Origin of the sequence: Streptococcus sp. HMSC10A01 (assembly GCF_001807785.1) — a bacterium.
Lineage (GTDB): Bacteria > Bacillota > Bacilli > Lactobacillales > Streptococcaceae > Streptococcus > Streptococcus gordonii.
The window spans coordinates 9,113-27,947 of record NZ_KV790965.1 but is presented as its reverse complement, the minus strand read 5'-3'; the positions used below and the strand labels follow the sequence as shown (position 1 = coordinate 27,947).

General features: G+C 36.8%; 25 protein-coding genes and 1 pseudogene. 16 read left to right on the top strand and 10 right to left on the bottom strand.

All coding sequences use genetic code 11. The annotated features are described in order from the left end of the window. Positions 1 to 65: 65 nt before the first annotated feature. Both HMPREF3108_RS01755 and HMPREF3108_RS01750 read right to left on the bottom strand, forming a co-directional pair. A complete protein-coding gene (locus tag HMPREF3108_RS01755) occupies positions 66 to 1,211 on the bottom strand; it encodes a tyrosine-type recombinase/integrase (protein WP_061599362.1) in 1,146 nt (381 codons plus the stop codon). Between the two features lie 283 nt (positions 1,212 to 1,494). After that, on the bottom strand, positions 1,495 to 2,166 hold the full coding sequence (locus HMPREF3108_RS01750; RefSeq protein WP_061599361.1) for a helix-turn-helix transcriptional regulator: 672 nt from the start codon (positions 2,164 to 2,166) through the stop codon (positions 1,495 to 1,497). A gap of 178 nt (positions 2,167 to 2,344) precedes the next feature. Here HMPREF3108_RS01750 and HMPREF3108_RS01745 point away from each other — a divergent pair, with 178 nt between their 5' ends. The 16 genes and pseudogenes from HMPREF3108_RS01745 (at position 2,345) to HMPREF3108_RS01680 (ending at position 10,175) form a co-directional block, all read left to right on the top strand. Next, positions 2,345 to 2,533, top strand: coding sequence for a DNA-binding protein (locus HMPREF3108_RS01745; RefSeq protein WP_061599360.1), 189 nt, complete (start codon positions 2,345 to 2,347; stop codon positions 2,531 to 2,533). Between the two features lie 209 nt (positions 2,534 to 2,742). Then, complete coding sequence (locus tag HMPREF3108_RS01740; protein ID WP_070493053.1) at positions 2,743 to 2,943, top strand: hypothetical protein; 201 nt, start codon at positions 2,743 to 2,745, stop codon at positions 2,941 to 2,943. Between the two features lies 1 nt (position 2,944). Next, positions 2,945 to 3,149 (top strand): annotated as a pseudogene (locus HMPREF3108_RS10885) (hypothetical protein). 13 nt (positions 3,150 to 3,162) lie between these two features. After that, the gene (locus HMPREF3108_RS01735) at positions 3,163 to 3,399 is read left to right on the top strand and encodes a hypothetical protein (RefSeq protein ID WP_070493050.1); all 237 of its coding nucleotides are present in this window, start codon (positions 3,163 to 3,165) and stop codon (positions 3,397 to 3,399) included. After that, positions 3,396 to 3,746, top strand: coding sequence for a hypothetical protein (locus HMPREF3108_RS01730; RefSeq protein WP_070493047.1), 351 nt, complete (start codon positions 3,396 to 3,398; stop codon positions 3,744 to 3,746). The genes HMPREF3108_RS01735 and HMPREF3108_RS01730 overlap by 4 nt, the downstream gene beginning before the upstream one ends. Beyond that, on the top strand, positions 3,739 to 4,011 hold the full coding sequence (locus HMPREF3108_RS01725) for a MerR family transcriptional regulator (protein WP_070493045.1): 273 nt from the start codon (positions 3,739 to 3,741) through the stop codon (positions 4,009 to 4,011). Before HMPREF3108_RS01730 ends, HMPREF3108_RS01725 begins: the two co-directional genes overlap by 8 nt. After that, on the top strand, positions 4,008 to 4,880 hold the full coding sequence (locus tag HMPREF3108_RS01720) for a primase alpha helix C-terminal domain-containing protein (RefSeq protein WP_070493042.1): 873 nt from the start codon (positions 4,008 to 4,010) through the stop codon (positions 4,878 to 4,880). Before HMPREF3108_RS01725 ends, HMPREF3108_RS01720 begins: the two co-directional genes overlap by 4 nt. Then, the gene (locus tag HMPREF3108_RS01715; protein ID WP_070493040.1) at positions 4,870 to 6,375 is read left to right on the top strand and encodes a DNA primase family protein; all 1,506 of its coding nucleotides are present in this window, start codon (positions 4,870 to 4,872) and stop codon (positions 6,373 to 6,375) included. The genes HMPREF3108_RS01720 and HMPREF3108_RS01715 overlap by 11 nt, the downstream gene beginning before the upstream one ends. 275 nt (positions 6,376 to 6,650) lie before the next feature. Next, the gene (locus HMPREF3108_RS10785; protein ID WP_176744505.1) at positions 6,651 to 6,812 is read left to right on the top strand and encodes a hypothetical protein; all 162 of its coding nucleotides are present in this window, start codon (positions 6,651 to 6,653) and stop codon (positions 6,810 to 6,812) included. 103 nt (positions 6,813 to 6,915) lie between these two features. Next, positions 6,916 to 7,524 carry a hypothetical protein gene (locus HMPREF3108_RS01710; protein WP_070493037.1) on the top strand — a complete coding sequence of 203 codons (609 nt, stop codon included), beginning with the start codon at positions 6,916 to 6,918 and terminating at the stop codon, positions 7,522 to 7,524. A 46-nt stretch (positions 7,525 to 7,570) separates the two neighbouring features. Next, entirely contained in the window at positions 7,571 to 7,951 is a 381-nt protein-coding gene (locus HMPREF3108_RS01705) for a replication protein (RefSeq protein WP_070493034.1), read from the top strand. Positions 7,952 to 7,953: 2 nt separating this feature from the next. Next, positions 7,954 to 8,361, top strand: a complete 408-nt coding sequence (locus HMPREF3108_RS01700; protein ID WP_070493031.1) for a hypothetical protein — start codon at positions 7,954 to 7,956, stop codon at positions 8,359 to 8,361. Continuing rightward, positions 8,351 to 8,695, top strand: a complete 345-nt coding sequence (locus HMPREF3108_RS10585; RefSeq protein ID WP_061599356.1) for a hypothetical protein — start codon at positions 8,351 to 8,353, stop codon at positions 8,693 to 8,695. The genes HMPREF3108_RS01700 and HMPREF3108_RS10585 overlap by 11 nt, the downstream gene beginning before the upstream one ends. 212 nt (positions 8,696 to 8,907) lie before the next feature. Then, the gene (locus HMPREF3108_RS01690; RefSeq protein ID WP_061599355.1) at positions 8,908 to 9,438 is read left to right on the top strand and encodes a hypothetical protein; all 531 of its coding nucleotides are present in this window, start codon (positions 8,908 to 8,910) and stop codon (positions 9,436 to 9,438) included. A gap of 12 nt (positions 9,439 to 9,450) precedes the next feature. After that, complete coding sequence (locus tag HMPREF3108_RS01685) at positions 9,451 to 9,741, top strand: hypothetical protein (RefSeq protein WP_061599354.1); 291 nt, start codon at positions 9,451 to 9,453, stop codon at positions 9,739 to 9,741. Next, entirely contained in the window at positions 9,738 to 10,175 is a 438-nt protein-coding gene (locus HMPREF3108_RS01680; protein WP_061599353.1) for a protein-export chaperone SecB, read from the top strand. The genes HMPREF3108_RS01685 and HMPREF3108_RS01680 overlap by 4 nt, the downstream gene beginning before the upstream one ends. 344 nt (positions 10,176 to 10,519) lie before the next feature. Here the strand turns inward: HMPREF3108_RS01680 and HMPREF3108_RS01675 are convergent, their stop codons facing one another. The 8 genes from HMPREF3108_RS01675 to HMPREF3108_RS01640 form a co-directional block, all read right to left on the bottom strand. After that, positions 10,520 to 11,485 carry a hypothetical protein gene (locus HMPREF3108_RS01675; RefSeq protein WP_070493028.1) on the bottom strand — a complete coding sequence of 322 codons (966 nt, stop codon included), beginning with the start codon at positions 11,483 to 11,485 and terminating at the stop codon, positions 10,520 to 10,522. A gap of 479 nt (positions 11,486 to 11,964) precedes the next feature. Continuing rightward, positions 11,965 to 12,663, bottom strand: coding sequence for a TipC family immunity protein (locus HMPREF3108_RS01670; RefSeq protein WP_048779775.1), 699 nt, complete (start codon positions 12,661 to 12,663; stop codon positions 11,965 to 11,967). A gap of 106 nt (positions 12,664 to 12,769) precedes the next feature. Continuing rightward, positions 12,770 to 13,429 (bottom strand): hypothetical protein, encoded by a 660-nt coding sequence (locus tag HMPREF3108_RS01665; protein ID WP_048779773.1) that lies wholly within the window; start codon positions 13,427 to 13,429, stop codon positions 12,770 to 12,772. Positions 13,430 to 13,512: 83 nt separating this feature from the next. Further along, the gene (locus tag HMPREF3108_RS01660; RefSeq protein WP_070493025.1) at positions 13,513 to 13,971 is read right to left on the bottom strand and encodes a GNAT family N-acetyltransferase; all 459 of its coding nucleotides are present in this window, start codon (positions 13,969 to 13,971) and stop codon (positions 13,513 to 13,515) included. A 15-nt stretch (positions 13,972 to 13,986) separates the two neighbouring features. Further along, positions 13,987 to 14,412, bottom strand: a complete 426-nt coding sequence (locus HMPREF3108_RS01655) for a GNAT family N-acetyltransferase (protein WP_070493022.1) — start codon at positions 14,410 to 14,412, stop codon at positions 13,987 to 13,989. Between the two features lie 195 nt (positions 14,413 to 14,607). Next, positions 14,608 to 16,005, bottom strand: a complete 1,398-nt coding sequence (locus tag HMPREF3108_RS01650; RefSeq protein WP_070493019.1) for an amino acid permease — start codon at positions 16,003 to 16,005, stop codon at positions 14,608 to 14,610. A gap of 122 nt (positions 16,006 to 16,127) precedes the next feature. Beyond that, a complete protein-coding gene (locus tag HMPREF3108_RS01645) occupies positions 16,128 to 18,116 on the bottom strand; it encodes an ABC transporter permease (RefSeq protein ID WP_070493016.1) in 1,989 nt (662 codons plus the stop codon). Next, positions 18,109 to 18,835 (bottom strand): ABC transporter ATP-binding protein (locus tag HMPREF3108_RS01640; RefSeq protein WP_070493273.1); only part of this gene is annotated, 727 nt, incomplete at its 5' end. The genes HMPREF3108_RS01645 and HMPREF3108_RS01640, both read right to left, overlap by 8 nt.

The following is an 18,835-nucleotide window of genomic DNA, read 5'->3' as shown; positions in this document are numbered from 1 at the left end:
ATTTGATAAGGTTTGTGAATCTCTAAAATGAGATGGTTTTTAAATTTGTTCACCTTTTTGTGGACTTACAAGCTATTCATGGCTTTTTCAAAATAAGAAACAGCCTCTTTTTCTTTATCCGCAGATAGGTGACCGTAAATATCCATGGTCATAGCCAAAGTAGCATGACCTAAACGGTATTGTAATTCTTTATAGCTGATACCAGCATTTAGTAATAAACTAGCGTGAGTGTGGCGGAAGGCGTGAAATGTAAAGCGGGGTATTCCAATTTCTTTGCAACGCCTATCCAGAGAATCTTGCCTTGTGGCCATATTCTGATATTCCTTAGTCGGGATAGCAAATACCACAGACGAAACATGCTCCCCAGACTCCAAATATAATTGCCGTTGCCTATTCTTGTATAGACGTAGCATATTAACTGTCTTCTTGTCTATACTGATTGTCCTAACTCCTGCTTTACTCTTTGGCGTACCTATTAAGTCTAACAACCTACTGTAATTCTTGTTTATGCTGATAGTTCCATTCTCTAGGTCAATATCTGACCATTCAAGGGCTACTACTTCACCGAAACGACAACCAGTAGCAAGTAAAACGCTATATAATACATAATCAAAGTAATATCCGTATTTTTTATAAGCCAACTTCTCCATATAGCCCATTAAAGTTTTTAAGTCTTCTGGAGCTATGAACTTGATAGCTTTATTCTCGCGTTTTGGTTGCTTAGGAAGAATAATATCCCTTGCAGGGTTAAATGGTAAGAGTTGAAGAGATACCCCATACTGTAAAATACGTCTATTTATCGAATGAACCACTGCATAATGAACTAACTGAGTTGATAGATCGTTGATAAAGCTTTGAATATAGCTAACAGATAGCTTTGACAGTTTCAGAGAACCAAAGATAGGTATAAGGTGATTGTAGAGCATTCGCTTAGTAGCTATAAAGGTTTGAGGTTTTACTGTGAACTGGTAACTCTCTAGCCATAATTCAGCCAACTCCTGATAATTCTTTACAGGTACTACTTTTGTCACTGTACAGCCGTTTAATTTGAAATCATCTTGCGCGTTCTTTGCTTTCTGCTTGACCTCTTTTCTTGTCCTACCCGTTACACTTGTTTTGGCTTTCTTGCCTGTTACTTGGTCAACTCCTAAATATACATTGGCACGGTACACCGTTGCACCGTTTTTCTTTTTGATTTCATTGATTTTCACGATATGAACCTTTCTAAACATCAGCAGGCAAGCCGTATATAGTTTTTAGAATGGTTATTAGTCATGATTATCTATTTCTAAATAAATGTAAATTTATTCAGTTAAAGATTTTTGTTGGCAATTTCTTTAGCCATGTCTAGCTTGATGATGTGGTCTTGGCTAGGTCTGCCTCCAGCACTTTAGCTCATTTTTGAGCAAAAGTCTTCGTTTCCTGTTGAAGAGGTGAGACATTTTTGGGTCACCCTTACGAAATCATGAATTTATTATTCATAACTTCCCCGATTTATATTCTTAGTTTGATTTTATTAGGAGTAGCAGTTTCATTATCAAAGTAAGAAATATTGACGTGTTGTTTATCAATATTCAGAATAGCAAGCCAATCACTTAAAATATTCTCTAATATCTCTTTATCTTCCCTTTTACGACTCCATATATATTTATCAAAATCTCTAAATTGCTCTGATGATCCTGATTGATACCCATTTTTTATTAAAACGTCTGTACGAGCAAAAGCATTAAAAAATGTATCTGCAGATATCGGATCAATAACAATTTCTCGGTCATGATCTGTAATTATGGCACGAAAACCAGTAAATAAAGGAATTTCATTTTCTTTACATAGCTTAATGACACAATACTTTAACCTGGAAACTTCATTTAATGTTTCAGGGATATCTCGATTGATATCTAATACAGTATAGTCATAGCCTTGTAATTCAACCGCAGGTATTGGATTCCCTAAAATATCTTCAACTGGTTTAGTACCAATATCATAACCTAATAAGTACCCTATTGATACATTGAAATGATCAGCAAGCATATTAGCTTGTGCTAATTTTATGTTAGACTCTCCTTTTTCCCAGCGTGAAATAGTCTTTGTGTTTACTTGTAATAAATCAGCAATCTCAGCCTGTGTTTCTTTTTTTATTTTTCGTAACTCTTTTAATCTATTCATAAAATATGCCTTTCTTCTTAAATATCATTTTAGCACAAAAAAATTAAAAAGACAAAATGTCTGCTAAGAAAAATAAAATTTACGTTTTTCTCTTGACAACGGACATAATGTCTGTTATTATACAAAATAGAAAAGGGACAAAATGTCCGTTTATGAATAATGAAAGGAGGGATATAAAATGATCATTACTAAAGAAATTGCTGAAAAGGTTCGAATTAAGCGAGGAAAGTTGTCATTAACAAAACTTAAGACTTCTAAAATATTAAATATTAGCAGAAGTACACTTAATAAAATTGAGATAGGCGATTATGACGCTCCAAAACGTATCTTTCAAGTTGTTATGAATTGGTTAGTTGAAGATTTATAGCATTTTAACTTTAAGCAACAAAAAAGCCTTAACGGTCAGCAAAACTCATAAGGCTTTTAACTCTAAATACTAAAACACAGGACAGCAGGCAAGCCGTATATAGGTTTTAGAAATTTTTCTTTATTTAATTATACCATAATGCTACCGCAGAGAGCAAGCAACCTCTTAAAACTGCAAAACAACAATTAAAAGAGTAATGGAGAATAACAATGAAAAAAGATATAAACAACATGACACAAGCAGAATTTGATAACTTAATGGTTGAGGTCAAGGCAGAAGATCAAAACCTATTCCAGTTTATCGCGGATTTTGTAAACAGAAAAGTAACTAGTAAGGAAGTGGACGACTTCCTGAAGATGGAACGAAGTGACCAAGTGGAATATATCAAGAATTACAAAGCGAGGGCATAACATGGATGAACTAGATTTAAGCAACACACAGGCACTTATCTTATCCGTGGCGCTGATTGCCCTACTGTTTTATCTAAAACCACCTAAACCGCCTAAAAAGCGCCCAAATTGAGCGAGAAAGTAAACAGACGATAGAAACACCTAGCGAGAGTTTAAATCCTAATTATGGGCGTTATATTCAGCTAACAGGCAAAAGATACAATTAGAACGAGGAGAGATATGACAAAAGACAAACATTTTGACCTTGCAAAATCACGAGCAGAAAACTTTGGTCAGTGGTTAAATGAGGCTTTCCAGACTATGCTAGATTTTTCCCTAGAAGATAAATTTGATCGCTACAGTATCGAGGAACAAAATCAGCTAGAGCGAGTATTAGAAACCCTAACAGATTTTTCCGATATGTGGAATAAGGGACAGATTATCCTAATCAGCAAAGAAAGGGAGGTAACAGAATGACACTACCACCGCTACCAGAGAATTATAAGCGAGTTCTCAATCTAATCAAGGTTGGGGGTGAGAATGCCATTACAGGCGCTGAGATTGCTAAAATCTTGAAAATGGAAAGACGAGCCGTCCAAGAGATTATCAGTCACTTAATAACTCAATACAAGATTCCGATTATCGGAGCGCGACTTATCACGCACAGTGGCTACTATATCCCAGCCAGCAAGGCAGAACTAATCGACGGAGTCAAACCTTTGAAAAAACAAGTACAAAAAGAACAAGTCCGCCTAAATGTGCTCTTAAATGCCGATTTAGAGAGCTACAAGCAACTGCTGAAGGGAGCGGATAAATATGTTTAGTTTGAGTAAAGAAAGCGAAAACAGCCTAAAACGCGGTATTTTAAAACTGATAGAGAGCTTTCTAAAAGACTATCTGAAGCCAAAACAACGTATAACGGGTTTAATGACGCCTAAACAACTCAAGGAAGAATTAGATATAGACTACAACACCTTGAAACGTTGGGAACGTGCAGGACTAAAAAGATGCACTCCTCCTATCGAGGACACACGCAAAATATTTTATAGAATCGAAGACATTTTAGTATTTTTAGGAGCTGAGAAATGACAATATACGAAGCTAGAGGATTTCAAAACAATCTGGTTTATCCATTTGATAAAATTGAGCCTTTCCAATATATTGAACGCTTTAAGGCTTTGGTAGTCCCTGAAGGGGCAAATATTGAAGACTTCAAACGTACACAAGCGCCCTATTGTTTGAGTGGCAAGGTCATACCAGAGAAAAATGGGAGCTACAAGCGAAACAACACCAGCCTAGTATATCGTGATTTGATTTTCCTTGACTATGACGAGATACTAAGCACGTCTGAGAGCTTCATAAAAGCCGTTTCTAGCGCTTTGTTTGGCTACTCCTACATCTTATACCCAACTATCAAACATAGCCCAGAAAAGCCCCGTTTTCGCCTTGTAGTAAAGCCTGACAACATGATGAATGAGGCAACCTATAAGCAGGTAGTGAAGGAGATTGCTGACAAGATAGGGCTACCCTTTGATATGGCCAGTCTAACCTGGTCCCAACTCCAGGGCCTACCAGTAACAACAGGTGACCCAGCAAGTTATCAAAAAATTGTGGAGCACGGGCTAGATTATCCAGTCCCCAAAGTTGAACCACGAGCGAAGCAAGAAACCCCTGATAAATACACACCCAGACCAAAGGGACAACGGTCAATGACCATGAGAATTATTGACACACTATTACATGGTTTTGGTGATGAGGGTGGGCGCAATGTCGCTGTAACTCGTTTCGTTGGTTTGTTACTTTCAAAGTGGGTTAATGCTGATATTGCTACTGCTTATGAAGTAACCAAGGTAGCAAACACCATGACAGATAAACCGTTATCAGATAGCGAATTAGATCGCACCTTTGAGAGTATAGTAAATGCTGAAATTAGAAAGCGAGGTATAAATGGATATTGACGAGTTGCAAAATAAATTAGATCAAGTAAAAGCAATCGAACCACCAAAGAGCATGAGAGAATTAAGGGAAAGAATTTTCCAAGCGGGCGTGAATTGGCGTGAGGAAAATAGCTATATTGTTAACGAAGGAAAAAAGAATCAAGCTACAAAGACACCTATACCAGATATCTTCACAGTAGCAAGTGAATTAAACAAACTTGTAACGTTTACTTTTATTACTAAGTCTAACACCTCAGACAGTAGCTTACTATATATTTATGATCTAGATAATGGCATTTATACTGCTAGTACAGATCTATTCAATGGTTTTTGTAAAACCTTTGATCCACGAGTAAGACCCCGTGACTGGAAACAAATTAACTCAATGGTGAGAACAATGACAGGTATAAAAAGACCACTAGAGAGTGCGAATCTTATCCCTGTTAAAAATGGAATTATTAACTTGAATACAAAGGAACTACTCTCTTTTAGCCCTAAGTATGTAATTACAAGTAAAATTGCAACAGCCTACAAAGTGCCAAACTATATACCAAAGGATAGAGAAGGTAACACTTTTGAGGATTGGTTAGACTCTATTGCTTGCGGTGATAGGGAACTAGTAACACTATTTTGGCAGATTATTCTTGAAGCTATCAACCCTAATTATACCCGAAGTAAGTTTGCTGTACTATTTGGAGAGGGCAATAATGGTAAGGGGACATTTCAGCGCTTATTAATTAATCTGATTGGAGAAAGCAATGTTTCAGCCTTAAAGCCTGCACAGTTTAGCGAAAAACACAATCTAGAAACACTAGTAGGTAAGGTTTGTAATATTGGAGATGAAGCTCCTAATGAATATCTGAAAAATCCGTCTGACCTTATGAGTATTACCAGTGGTGATGCCGTGCTAGTAAACCCTAAAGGACGTACGGCATTTGAAGCAACATTTAAGCTATTCAATATCTTTTCGGGTAACTATATACCAAACTCAGGTAATAAAACTAAGGGGTGGTATAGACGTGTGATGATCGTTCCATTTAATGCTGATTTTAATGGGCAAGCAGAGAAACCATGGGTAAAGAATGAATTTCTAGCAGATAAGGACGTTTTAGAATATGTATTGTTTAAAACTGTGAATCAAGAACCATTTCAACAGTTTATAGTACCTAAAGTTGTTGAAGAAATGCTCACAGAATACAAAGAGGATAACGACTATCTTTTATCTTTTGTGAAACATGTATACATAGAAAACGGTTGGCATGAGTTAGAAGTTGTACCTGTATTCTTTGCTACAGAAAAGTTACAAGAATTCGCTAAAGATCATGGAATACAAAAACCTAATACATGGGGGGCGGGAAAGGACATAGCCAAAAACTTAAGAAATTTAACAAAAAATAACTACGTTCTAAAAAAAGGTAGAACTAAAGAGCAAGATCTTGATATACTTGAGCCTGATGGATTTGAATATAAAAGAGCCAAATTAAAAAGAACTCAGCACTCCATTATAAAAGTTTAATGACGTTACATTCTTGGTAACAAGGTAACATGAAAGGTAACATACCAAACTCCTTGATAAATAAGGGTTTAAACTCATTCTGTTACTTTGTTACATTTTATTGATAATCTAAAGATAAAAAAAGAATAGTATTTGAAGTTAAATATATAATGCAAGTAAGAAAAGAAATGTAACATGTAACAAATGTGACTCAATCCCTTGATACCATTGGGTTTATAGACGTTACATTTTTGGTAACAAAAGGTTACCAAAGTAACAATGAAAGGAGAACAAACGTGCATGAACAAATTTTAATCGAAAAAATGGAAGATGGCTACCTATTTTATTTAAAAAATGGTATAATAGAAAATGTAAAGGTTCCCCTATACAGGAAACTCACACTGGTCTATCAAGATGGCAAAGTATGCTATATTGAAAAGGCTGAAACAATTAAATAGTATCTATCGGAACAACCGAGGGTGAAACACTTCATGAAGATTAGTACTGCTTCATGGGGTTTCATTCTCGGTTTTTTGAATAGGTACGGAAAAGAGGAAAAAAATGACGTATACAACTATTAAGAGCGAACTCAAGGCATTTGCAAACAAGAAAGTAGACTATATGCGCTCCTACATTGAGTTACAGGAGAAACTAAAAAAACAGGTTGCTGAGAGTATGAAAGGGAGCAAACAAGCACAAATCGAACTAGCAGACCTCAAGAATGAGGGAGAAACGTACTCACAGAAAACCTATAATAAGATCATGGCCAATATTGAGCAAGAGCGCACCAAACAACTGCAAGCACTCGAAGAAAAAAAGAATAGCGTGACTGCTGATGATGTGGCTGAATTAATGCTTCTTGAAAGTACAAAAGATATTTCATGGGAGGAGTTTGAACAATATCTAGAGAAATACAAGAACAAACCACTAGCAATTAAAAAGCTAAGTGAGATCGCTGAATCTCATACAGATTTAACATTCTTTGACTATGAGAAATACAATAATAAAGATCGTATAGAGAAATTAGCTGAGTTCTTGAAGAAACAAGCAAAAACTTTTCACAGCGAATTTCTAATTAATGGCGATAATATGTTACTTGCTACGGCAGAATTAAGCTTGGAACTTTATGAAACAGCTATCGAGCGTTACTTTGAAGAGAATGGGTTTTAACATTGTCTGAAATCGCCTCAGAATGTCCGTTAGAGAGGGGGTAGGCATGGAAGATTTAACGGTAAAAGAAGAAAAGTTTCTAACTGCTTTAATGCTTGCCCCAACTGTGGGCGAGGCTTGCGAGAAAGTAGGAATCTCTAGGCGTACAGCACAGAGTTATATGGCTAAAACCACGGTAAGAAGTGCATACCGTAAGATGAGAAACCAAGCGATGGAACAGGCTACAAGCAGGCTGAATAATGTTGCTGTGGAGGCTGTGGAAGTCTTAACAAATATCATGAATGATCCTACTATCAGCCCGTATGCTCGGCAACAATCAGCGAGAACTATTCTTGAATTTGCGTATAAAGCATACGAAAATGAAGCAATTATAGAAAAGCTAGAAGAATTAGAAACAGTTATCAGCATTGACGATAAGAGGGGTTAGAGTTGGCAAAAAGAGATCTGTTAAAGAAAATTGAGGAACTAAAGAAGATGCAAAAGATGAAAACGGGTGGCCTTGTCTTTATATCTGAATCTAATAAAGGGCTTGAGTATATAAATGTAAATGGCAAGGATTATCTAGACCATGAAGCCTTGGCGGTATTAAGAACATTTACTGAAGATAGTATCATCATATTTGATAATATGGATGTTAGCTGGGATCGAAGAACCATTTCGGATGATTATAAAGAAATGATATTCTTTCCAACCGTGGAAGATAGAATAGATTATATTCGAGTGAACAAGGGAATCAAACCGCTTTATCATGATGACTCTGAGCCATACCATACGATAACAAGAAAAGAGTGGCTTGATTCTTACAAAAACATAAACTCTGTGAAAGATGAAAATTAATGAGTTAGAAACAACTAGGAGAACTTACTACTTCCTTAAAAGTTATAAGTCACTTCATAAACTAGCCGTACGAGAAAATGATGATGGAGCATTCAAAGATAAGGCTGTAGAGATAGTTGCAGAAATCGAAGCATACAGAGATAATCTGAGCGAGGTAAAGCGTGAGATATTCGCTAATTTGTTCACAACGAAGTCAAGGAACAGAAAAACCTTGGTTCAACTTTACAAGATTTTTCATATCGATAAATCCGATTACGAACGTCTTAAAATGGAATTCTTATTAGACTTTGCTAAAAAGTATCATGATGGTGTCTTATTGGTATTTGAGGCATAATATTTGCATCCTTGTTGCTTTATTTCGTACCAAGGATATGAACAGAGCTAAAAAAATGTTAAAAAAAGTGTTAAATAGTAAAAAAATCTCTTCAGAATGGATAAATTAATACACGAGTCGATTATTTTATGTTACAATGAGATGTATAGGAAAATCACCCTATATACTAAAATACAAACTTATATTTGAGTTGCGAAAACTGAGGTTGTTAATTGATTAGATATCAATGTTACCACGGTACTGGCGAAACTAATTCTACCGAAATCCTATCTTCTCAGGTATTTAAGTTCAAACAGCGATCAAATCATTGGTTAGGTCAAGGGGTTTATTTTTTTATTAACGATTATGAAAAAGCCAAATGGTGGGCAAATCATAATCGACCTAATAAAGAAACAAGTCCAGTCGTTTTAAAATTCGAGGTTCAACTTAAAGAATCAGAATTATTAGATTTAAATACCGAAAAAGACCTGAATAAACTTGATGATTTTTCTAGAGAATTCTTTAAATCCTTGAAACGTGAGAACATTACTATCAAATTTAAAGATATACATGAAAAAAATTGCAAAATGATTGATATGTTCTTGGAAACAAATGAAGGATATAAGGCTATCCACAGAACTTTCAACTCAACCGATACAAGAACAACTAGTGCTGGATTTCAAATGTTATCTGACCAGTTATGTATTACTGATCAAAGTATAATACCTTTCGAGGATATAGAATTAATTTCTATAGGTACGTAAAGGAGGTAAAAAATGTTAAATAAAGAACAATTAATAGGACTTTTAAATAGTGCAAATATTCATTTTGAAGTAGAACAAGAAAATCCATTTATAGTTTATAGCAATGGACTAGTTGAGGAATATGAGCAAACTCAATTACCAAGTGAATACTTGTCTAACTTAAATCAAATTACAATTCCAACGATAAAGACAAAAGTTAGTATCAATCAAACTAAATTTGAATTCTCAATTACACCAAGATTAGATGATAGCTGTATAGGTTTTAAAGCTATAAGAGCAAATTTATTAGGTGATGCTGCATGAGTACAAATAGCGAATTAATTTTACAAAATGTTAGAGTTAAATCTTTAAATTATTTAATCAACGAAGCAATTGATATTTCAGATATAAAAGATGTTGATATTTCAATTTTACCAACTCCAGGGTTGGCAAAGGATGATATTCATTCAGGAATTGTGGAGCTTTCCGTTGAACTATTTGATAAAAATTTTATAGAAAACAACAAACCTTTTCACATTGAAATTGTTGTTCAAGGAATATTTACTGATACCGATAGAACTTCAGAACTAGATGTTTTTAAGAAGTATTTTCCTAATATGATCAGTATGTTATATCCTTATATTAGATCTTATATATCAGCAACTACTGGAATGTTTGGCATTCAAAATGTACAAATTCCAACTATTAATGTTTTCAAACTTTTAGAAGAACTATATGAATCAAAGAATAAAAACTAGCGCCTTATAGGGTGCTAGTTTCTTGCCTGCTGAACTCATGATTTATTGACCTATTTTAGGTCTTTTTTTGTTCACCTTTTTATGGACTAATGGAGATTGTCAAAGGTTATTTGTGGCTACATTTTTAAAAAAAGTCCGCAAAAACAAAGCATATAAACGCCTATTCCAAGCTGTTCCTAGACATTCTAAAGAATTTCTTCAAATGTCATGATTTTCTCCTTTTATTTATTGATATTTACTTACAAATTTATTACTGGGCATTAGTAATTATATTAGACGATGATGAGCCTTGCGTAATTTAGTTCTCTGCTTGAGATATGAAATGTTACCCAAGAATGTGCTCATTATTCTTCCCCAAACTTGCCGTTATAATATTTCTGAATATCTTCATAGCTCATAATTTTTGTATCCTGCCCTTCAGTACTCCACTTACCCGGCAAGTATAATCCATCATAAACAGATACTCCTGTTTTCAAAAATTCTGTTTCGAGTTCAATGAGCTCCTTACCATTTGTAATGGCCCCATTCTCTGAATGAATTACTTTATAAGCAAAGCTGTCCTTTTTGGAAAATAGTTTGAAGGCTGACGAGTTAGAATTTCTTAAATTGATGTCCCCCTTATAATCTTCAGATTTCCAAAATCCATTATCAAAAGGTTCCACACCTGCTCTAAGAGCCTCTTTCGTGCCCAACATGAGATCTATTTTATTTTTCTCATTCAACTCTTGCTCAGTTTTCTCAGCATCTATTTTAAGAGTTTTTAAATTTAGTAAAAAATAACGATATTTTTTCTGTTCGGTTATTGAAAGTACAACATAGTCGTTGCTACCTATTCTTCTAAGGGTTGGTAAGGTCTCATGCAACTCAATATTGTCATTTTTCAAATAGTTGACCATCAATTTCCAAACGTCAACTTCTTTTTTAGTAGCTTTTCTATTGGTTAAATCAAAGATATCTAGATAGGCATATTCATCCGACTTCATTTTTTTAGACGGAACAACCCCTCTCACTCGCTCTCTATGCCTAACCAAATAGTTTGAATTTACCCTAACCCAATCTGATGAATCCGGAGACGCAATTGATTCTTTACGTTCGTTTTCATCAAATTTCCATTCAACAACGATTCCGTTTTTATTATGGATAAATTCAACATTTTGAATATCTGCATTAGCATTATAAATTGTATATTGATAAGCCTCCTTTTTATTACTTGATTTCTCATTTTTCTCTTGTGAAGAACAAGCCGAAATAAATAATATAGATATTAAACAAATGATAATTTTACATATGTCTTTTAGAGTTTTGGTCATCTAGTGTACCTCTTCTGCTTAACAAATTATTTTCCTCAGATTCAATCACCATGGTTCCCATCGATCACTATAATCAGAAAGTTCAATTTTATCATGTCTGATCTCATCATAGATGTTGATAAGAAATTCCCAATTACATTAGCTAAATAGGGAGTAGAAAGTGTTTTAATATCTCTACAGATATTATACCAGTCTTGAGAGAGAAAACTATCAGATCAAAATCTCTTACGCATTCGCGTTCCCCAAAAAATTACCACTCTGTCAATCAGTAAATCATTTTGATTGTGAGCCAATTCAAACAAGGGAAAAATACCATACCGATTCTAACGGAAATAAAGCGATAGCCGATCTATTTCAATTTCGTATTAATATCATCTAAGAGCTACACTGTCTTATGATGATTCAACTTTGAATCGAAAAACTGTATAACTCTTTTAGTGAAAGAAACTTATTAAATTCTGTCTTGCAGCATGGCATACTCACTCTTTCCCTATTGTTTCAGAGTACTTCACTTTTAAATTCCCCATATTTTCTTTTGAATAGCGCTGACTTCCCTCTTTAAACCAGATATCTAGAAAATAAGTGTAGAGAATTTGGTCAGATTTTTCAGCCAACCAAGCCTGATCAATATCGTAATCCTTCAGATAGTCCAAGATCTCCTCTTTTGACACTAGACTCTTACGCGGGGGCTCTCCCCCTCCAATAGAGCGATAAATTTCATCTGCTGTCCTGACATAGCCCCTATTTTTAGATTCATTAATAAAAGCTTGAACAGTAAAATCCGAAACTTTGGAGAAAGCAATGGAGACATTTTGTTTAACGAAACCGTTCTCATATACATAGTCAATGTTGAGATAAGTATCTCCTGATAACTTTTTACTATATAGAACAGCAAGCAAACCATCGGAATTGATATATAGCTGCAAATCTTCATCATCTGCCAAACTAGGTTTAGCTCGGCGATAGTATATCCAGGCCGGCTCACCTACATATGCCGTATTACTTCTTATGATCTTACTCATATCTGGCAAGCCCAGAATATTTTTATAATGAACACTCGCATAATAGATTTCATCAATTGGGTTTTTTAGGGAGTCATAATCTCTATATCTCAGAAAACCAAAGATACAGAGACCTGCTACAAGGAGGGCGAAGAGACTTAGGATAATTTTTTTCATATTAGTTTACTCCTTTTGTGATCAAATCATTGCATTGTATCTCCTAATACCATTAGGGACGGAAGAAGCAGAAAAATAAGTATCTATCTTTCATCCTATCCTCCTATCACTTCTCTTCCTTAAATATCACTTTCCCTTGTTCATACTTCCGCACAGCTAAGAGCCAGCGGATAGGGTTGTTTTGGAACAGAGCAATTACGACCACAGCTGGAAGCACCCCTGCTATTGGTGAAAATAATAATGAAAGATCAAACCATTTATGTTCATAATAGGGAATGAGCATTCCTGGTATTCCAAATAGACTCACAATTCCTAAACAAAACAGAAGAACCAAGATAACAAACGAGAAAAAGAAAATTTTACCTAATGTTGCTTTCTTATCGGAAAATCCTTCCCAAAATAAATTTCCATTCACTGCAGCTTTAAATTGTTCTTCGTTTGCCAAAACTGTGGAACGAACATTTTTATACAATGCTTTTTCCAACATATAAATACTTCCAACAAAAACTAAAAATATGGCTAGTAAAATGATTGGAATCATCCTCTCGTTTAATCTAAATGGAGAAGTAAAGGAAAAAATAGCAAGTCCAACACCTCCACCAAATAACGCAAAAAGTAACATCAAAGGAATAATGGCCCTATTGGACTTCCTTGCGCCTTCTGTATTTAAGAGGGCACTTTTACTCGCCACTAAGGCCTCTCTCGTTCGTGTATTATAGTAGACAGCCTCATCACCGCTCTGTCCAATAAAAATTATTTTTCTCATATAAAATTACCACAGTTTTAAAATGCCTTTATAATCAGAAAGTTCAATTTCATCTTATCTTGCTTCTGCAATTTAATCTAAAATTAGATACCCTTCTTCATCTCCACAAAGAGATGGATATCGCCATTGCTTTCCTGCGGAATGCGCTTCACCACTTCAAAGCCCATGTTGAGATAAAGCTGCTGGGCTCGGTGATTGAAGTCAGCCACTGATAGACTTATGACTTGGGGCGCAAAATTTTCTATGATAAAGTCCAGAATTTCCTGCAGAAATGTAGCGCCCTGACCTTTTCCACAATGCTCCGGCTTCATGCCCAAACCAAGCTCCAAATTTCGCTCTCCTTTCTGCTCCAAGCAGAAAAATCCATAGAGTTCTCCTTCTCTAAGGACTTGATAATAACGGTCTCCACGCGCTTCTGGGGAGACTATTTCTTCATAATCTTCCAAATCATTTTTCATATCATAAAAATCATAGGGCGCCTCGTAATGCCAGTCATTAGCAATTTCTAAAGCATGCTGCTGAGATAGTGGTTCAATCATCATCTACTCCTCTTTTCTCTAAAACTCCCAATAAAATCGTTTCTGGTCTGCTTTTTCGCTACAGCCAAGACTGCGATAAAATTCATGGGCTGCGGAGCGGGAAATGCCTGAATTAATCCGAATTCCTGTGTAGCCTGCTGCTTTTCCCTCTTCACGCAAAGCTTGCATCAGCGCTCTGCCATGTCCCTTCCCTTGAAAATCCTGAGCGACGGCCAAAGCTAAGAGATTGAGCAAGGACGGGAAATAGAGACAGTCGTAGCTAGCCGCATGAGCGTAACCTATGACCTGTCCATCTTCTTCAGCTACCAAAATCAAATGCTGGTCAGTCTCTAGCAGTCTCTTCAGTTGAGCCTCCGTCTCTTCCCTATCAAAATCATATCCTAGACTCTCAGCATTAAGTCGCTGAATGGCTGCGGCGTCACTTAGTTTTACTTTACGAATCATTTGTCACCTCGTTTTACATTTTATTATATCAGAAAAGTAGCCTTCCCTGCTGTCTTCAGGTGACCGTTCTTCTTCCGATTTTCTTTAGACGAAAGATTCTATTTGGAAAACTTTTGCTTTCTCATATCAATCTGATTTTTCTGTCAAAAAAGACAGAGCTACAAACGGCTCTGTCTAATATTTCTGTGATAAAAATTAATGATCTGCATAAATCTCAGAATGCTTGTAGCCATATGCAAAATAAATCAGACTCCCCACCAGTAAAGCAATACCGAAAGCTTGCCAGGTTTCCCTAGTATACTGGGTCATAAAGGACAGGCAGATGATAATAGATAAAAATGGCAATACCGGAACAAAAGGAGTCTTGAACTCACCTGCTTGGGGCATCCCTTTATCTTTGCGTAATTTCAAAATGGCAAGAGCCAATAAAATTAGATAGGCCAAGGTACAGATATTGAGGAAAGATGCGATACTAGCCAAGGGGAAAATACCCGCACAAACAGCTGACGCAATCCCTACTAAAATCGTTGCATTCTTTGGTACCCGACTTGTCTCGGTCAACTGTCTAAATGATCGAGGTAAGAGACCATCACGCGCAATACTGTAGATCATTCGAGACAGGGCAAAGGTCATGGAAATGCAAACGGTAATCAAGGTCAGAATCGCCACAACTGAAACGTAATTTGCCGCCCAGCCAAGGCCAACACTGCGAAGAGCAAAGGCTACCGCATCTGAAACATTAAGCTTAGTATAGTGAACAATCCCTGTCAGGACCAAGGTCACCAAAATATAAAGAATGGTCACAATGGTTAAGGACAGGACAATCCCACGCGGAACATTCTTTTGAGGTTCCTTGATTTCGTCGACCGCCATAGAAATGGACTCAAAGCCTAGAAAGGCAAAGAACATGAGCGAAGCCCCAGCCATAATACCGACCTTCCCGCCATAAATCTCACCAAAACCAAAAGGAGCAAAGTTAGACCAATTTTCTGGCTTGATAAAGAAAAGACCTGCAATAACAAAAAGTGCTAAAGCTGAAAATTTCAGAACTACCAAGGCTGAGTTAAAGCGCAGAGCAGCTTTAGAATTTAACAAGACAACTGCGGCGACAAAAAGTAAAACCAAGATAGGCAAGAGATCTACATAAGTCCCCTCTTTAGGATTAAAGGTGCCATTTAAGGCAGTAGGGAGCTGGATGCCAAAGCCACTCAATAGCCCCTTTAAATAGGATCCCCAGCCAGAAGCAACACCTGAGATAGCAGTCATAAATTCCATAATAGTCAGCCAGCCAGCAATCCATGCCGGAAACTCACCGAAGACAGCATAGATATAGCTATAAGCCCCACCATTGGCCGGAATGCGAGAAGCAAATTCAGCGTAAAAAAGAGCTGACATGCTCACACAAAGCGCTGAAATGATAATCGAAATAATCAAGGACGGACCAGCATAATTGGCTGCTCCAATCCCTGTGATAGTGAAAATCCCTGTTCCCACCATAGCTCCAATTCCTAATAAAATCAAATCGTGAATCTTTAGATGTCTTTTCATCCCAGTCCTAGACTTGCTGACATCTTTTTTACGAAAAATATCCATCACCATCTCCTCCAAAATATAGACGGTTCATTATATCACAAGTTTCCGTATTTAGAAATAGCAACATCACTTTTGACTTTGCTTCCATCCATAAAAATAGAAGTTGGGAAATTCCCAACTTCTTACATTGAAATGATTTTGCGATAGCTACGTGATGTAATCGCAAAGACAATAATATAGCTGATAAAGAAGATTGCACAGACTCCCAAGGTTACTGCCAACATTAAGCTAGCATTGAGTACTCCAAGAGCTGATAAGATGAGGCTTAGCATATGGTAAGCAAAGGCTAGATGGATAAAGGCAAAGGCCAAAGGTAGGAAGAAAACTATCAAGATCTGTCTACGAATGGTTTGCTTGATTTGTTTTTCATCTAAACCGACCTTTTGCAGGATCACAAAGCGATCTCGATCTTCATAACCTTCAGATATCTGCTTGTAATAGATAATGAGTACAGTTCCAAGCATAAAGACGACAGATAAGAAGATTCCGATAAAGAACATACCTCCCAGCATCCCCTTGATTTCTTGCTTATCAGAGGTTGAAATTGATCCATAGACAGCATGATTTTCAGGCAGGGTTGTATTATAGGTGCTGAGCTTTTCTTGATAGGCGTCTCTCAATTTACTTTGCTGGTCTTTTGGCAGATCCAGATTCAGACCTCCGTAATAGTTGCTATTGACAGCATATTTTTCCATCAAGCCAGCGAAGATCTTACTTGGATCTTTCACCACCATATAGATTTTCCCGGGAACAATCATATTCATCTGATCTGGTAAATGACCAAAAATAAAGTCTTCTTTTAATACTTTCTTGATTTTCAAAGTTTGGTCAGCGATTGTCAGCGTTTCTTGATCTTGCAGTTTCAAACCTTGTTGGAATACTGCCACTTCATTTTCTCCAAGATTAAGTGACTTTCCAGTCATGTCTTGATAAACCGCTTCAGAGACAGCCAAGATATAGATATTGGGCGCTACTGCTTTTTGAGTACTTGGGTATAAGTCCAGCTGATTGTCATTTAGACTTTTGACTCCCATAGTATAGGACTGATAGACAGCTTTTTTAGTCACTGATAAGTTCTGCTCTTGAGCAAACTCTGTCAAGACTTGATCTATTTGCTGACCATTCACACCCTTTCCTTGTAGGCTGATATCATGAGGGAACATGGCATTTTGCATATATTCTCCACCAGCATAGATATTAGCACCGCCAGACAAGGTCACCAGAACCATGGTTGACAAGATTGTAATTGTTGCCAGACCAACAGCATTTTTTTTCATTCGGAAGATCAAGTTGGACACCGAAATCATATTATTGGGCTGATAATAATAGTTTTTTCTCTTTTGTAAGAAATGTAAAAATTTCGTGATTCCAGCATTGAAGAGAAGATACGTTCCTAAAATGACAAAGAGAACTGCAACAAAGAACACAAGGATTGCTGCTATTGGATTGGTTACTCCTGATGCTAAGTAATAACCATAAATAAGAGATGCTAAACCTAAAATGGTTTGCAGTCCTAGGAAACGACTTTTCTTTTCACCACTATTTTTTTCCTTGACAAGCTGGAGTGCATCTAATTTTCTCAAATACAAGCCATTTTTAATCATCAAGAAGAAAAATACAAAGCCATAGAAGAAAGTGACTAGGAATAGTACTAGAGGTTGAAAAGTTGAAGTCAAAACAACCTTCAGATCCATGATTTTCAGCAATAAAGCGTAAATCAACTGGTCAAACAAGAGACCTAGCCCCAGACCAATTATGAGTGTCACCAGCCCAAAGACTATCAACTCTATGATCATCATGATAAAGAGATGAAATCTATTCAGCCCCAGCATACTATAGAGCCCTAATTCTTTGGACCGATTTTTAATGACAAAACTATTGGCATAAAAAACAATAATAGATGTGGTAATACTAACAATAATTAATCCTAGAGCCAAGACCATGGAAACGGCACTCGCTCCAGCCATTTCTGCCAAATGGGGATTAAAGGTCAAAGAGAAAAAGATGTAGGAAATAGCTACTGCCAGACAGGTCGCGAGGGCAAAGGGATAATAGAGCTTGCGATTTTTCACAAGATTGGAAAGCGCAAGCTTACCGGTTAATCTAATCATGAGCACCCACCTCACTTGCCATGACAGTCAAAGTATCAGAAATCTCCTGGAACATCTGACGTTCGGTCTTATCGCCCCGGAAAATCTGATTGTAAAGGATGCCGTCCTTGATAAAGAGTACCCGCTTGGCCCGGCTAGCTGCTGATGTCGAGTGGGTTACCATCAGAATAGTCTGACCCCGATCGTTAATATCGTCAAAAACATCTAATAGTGCAGCCGATGACTTGGAATCCAGTGCTCCTGTTGGCTCATCCGCCAGCAAAATCTCTGGCTCAGTGATGATAGCACGCGCCACTGCAACCCGCTGCTTCTGACCACCGGAAATCTCGTATGGATACTTTTCTTGTAGCTGATTAATTCCTAATTCAGTACAAGTGCTGACCAATTTTTGCATCATCTCTGTGATGGGGCGTCGAGAAAGCACTAAAGGCAAGAGGATATTATCTTTTACAGACAAGGTATCCAGCAAGTTAAAGTCCTGAAAGACAAAGCCTAGCTTTTCTCGACGGAAGCTAGATGCTTGGCTATTTTTGATGGTCGCTGTATCTGTTCCATTCAGAAAGACTTGGCCTTCTGTTGGCTTATCTAGCATGGCCAAGATATTGAGGAGTGTTGACTTACCTGAGCCGGACTCTCCCATGATGGCCACATAGTCGCCCTCATCCACTGTGAAGTGGATATCCTTCAGTGCTTCTACTTGATTGCCCTGAAAACGGGTC

Excerpts from the sequence above, each read along its gene's own strand:
- HMPREF3108_RS01655 (WP_070493022.1), bottom strand. The coding sequence starts at position 14,412 with ATGATTCGTAAAGTAAAACTAAGTGACGCCGCAGCCATTCAGCGACTT.
- HMPREF3108_RS01665 (WP_048779773.1), bottom strand. The coding sequence starts at position 13,429 with ATGAGAAAAATAATTTTTATTGGACAGAGCGGTGATGAGGCTGTCTAC.
- HMPREF3108_RS01705 (WP_070493034.1), top strand. The coding sequence starts at position 7,571 with ATGGAAGATTTAACGGTAAAAGAAGAAAAGTTTCTAACTGCTTTAATG.
- HMPREF3108_RS01740 (WP_070493053.1), top strand. The coding sequence starts at position 2,743 with ATGAAAAAAGATATAAACAACATGACACAAGCAGAATTTGATAACTTA.
- HMPREF3108_RS01680 (WP_061599353.1), top strand. The coding sequence starts at position 9,738 with ATGAGTACAAATAGCGAATTAATTTTACAAAATGTTAGAGTTAAATCT.
- HMPREF3108_RS10585 (WP_061599356.1), top strand. The coding sequence starts at position 8,351 with ATGAAAATTAATGAGTTAGAAACAACTAGGAGAACTTACTACTTCCTT.
- HMPREF3108_RS01745 (WP_061599360.1), top strand. The coding sequence starts at position 2,345 with ATGATCATTACTAAAGAAATTGCTGAAAAGGTTCGAATTAAGCGAGGA.
- HMPREF3108_RS01730 (WP_070493047.1), top strand. The coding sequence starts at position 3,396 with ATGACACTACCACCGCTACCAGAGAATTATAAGCGAGTTCTCAATCTA.
- HMPREF3108_RS01675 (WP_070493028.1), bottom strand. The coding sequence starts at position 11,485 with ATGACCAAAACTCTAAAAGACATATGTAAAATTATCATTTGTTTAATA.
- HMPREF3108_RS01720 (WP_070493042.1), top strand. The coding sequence starts at position 4,008 with ATGACAATATACGAAGCTAGAGGATTTCAAAACAATCTGGTTTATCCA.
- HMPREF3108_RS01650 (WP_070493019.1), bottom strand. The coding sequence starts at position 16,005 with ATGGATATTTTTCGTAAAAAAGATGTCAGCAAGTCTAGGACTGGGATG.
- HMPREF3108_RS01645 (WP_070493016.1), bottom strand. The coding sequence starts at position 18,116 with ATGATTAGATTAACCGGTAAGCTTGCGCTTTCCAATCTTGTGAAAAAT.
- HMPREF3108_RS01710 (WP_070493037.1), top strand. The coding sequence starts at position 6,916 with ATGACGTATACAACTATTAAGAGCGAACTCAAGGCATTTGCAAACAAG.
- HMPREF3108_RS01750 (WP_061599361.1), bottom strand. The coding sequence starts at position 2,166 with ATGAATAGATTAAAAGAGTTACGAAAAATAAAAAAAGAAACACAGGCT.
- HMPREF3108_RS01685 (WP_061599354.1), top strand. The coding sequence starts at position 9,451 with ATGTTAAATAAAGAACAATTAATAGGACTTTTAAATAGTGCAAATATT.
- HMPREF3108_RS01660 (WP_070493025.1), bottom strand. The coding sequence starts at position 13,971 with ATGATGATTGAACCACTATCTCAGCAGCATGCTTTAGAAATTGCTAAT.
- HMPREF3108_RS01725 (WP_070493045.1), top strand. The coding sequence starts at position 3,739 with ATGTTTAGTTTGAGTAAAGAAAGCGAAAACAGCCTAAAACGCGGTATT.
- HMPREF3108_RS01735 (WP_070493050.1), top strand. The coding sequence starts at position 3,163 with ATGACAAAAGACAAACATTTTGACCTTGCAAAATCACGAGCAGAAAAC.
- HMPREF3108_RS01670 (WP_048779775.1), bottom strand. The coding sequence starts at position 12,663 with ATGAAAAAAATTATCCTAAGTCTCTTCGCCCTCCTTGTAGCAGGTCTC.
- HMPREF3108_RS01715 (WP_070493040.1), top strand. The coding sequence starts at position 4,870 with ATGGATATTGACGAGTTGCAAAATAAATTAGATCAAGTAAAAGCAATC.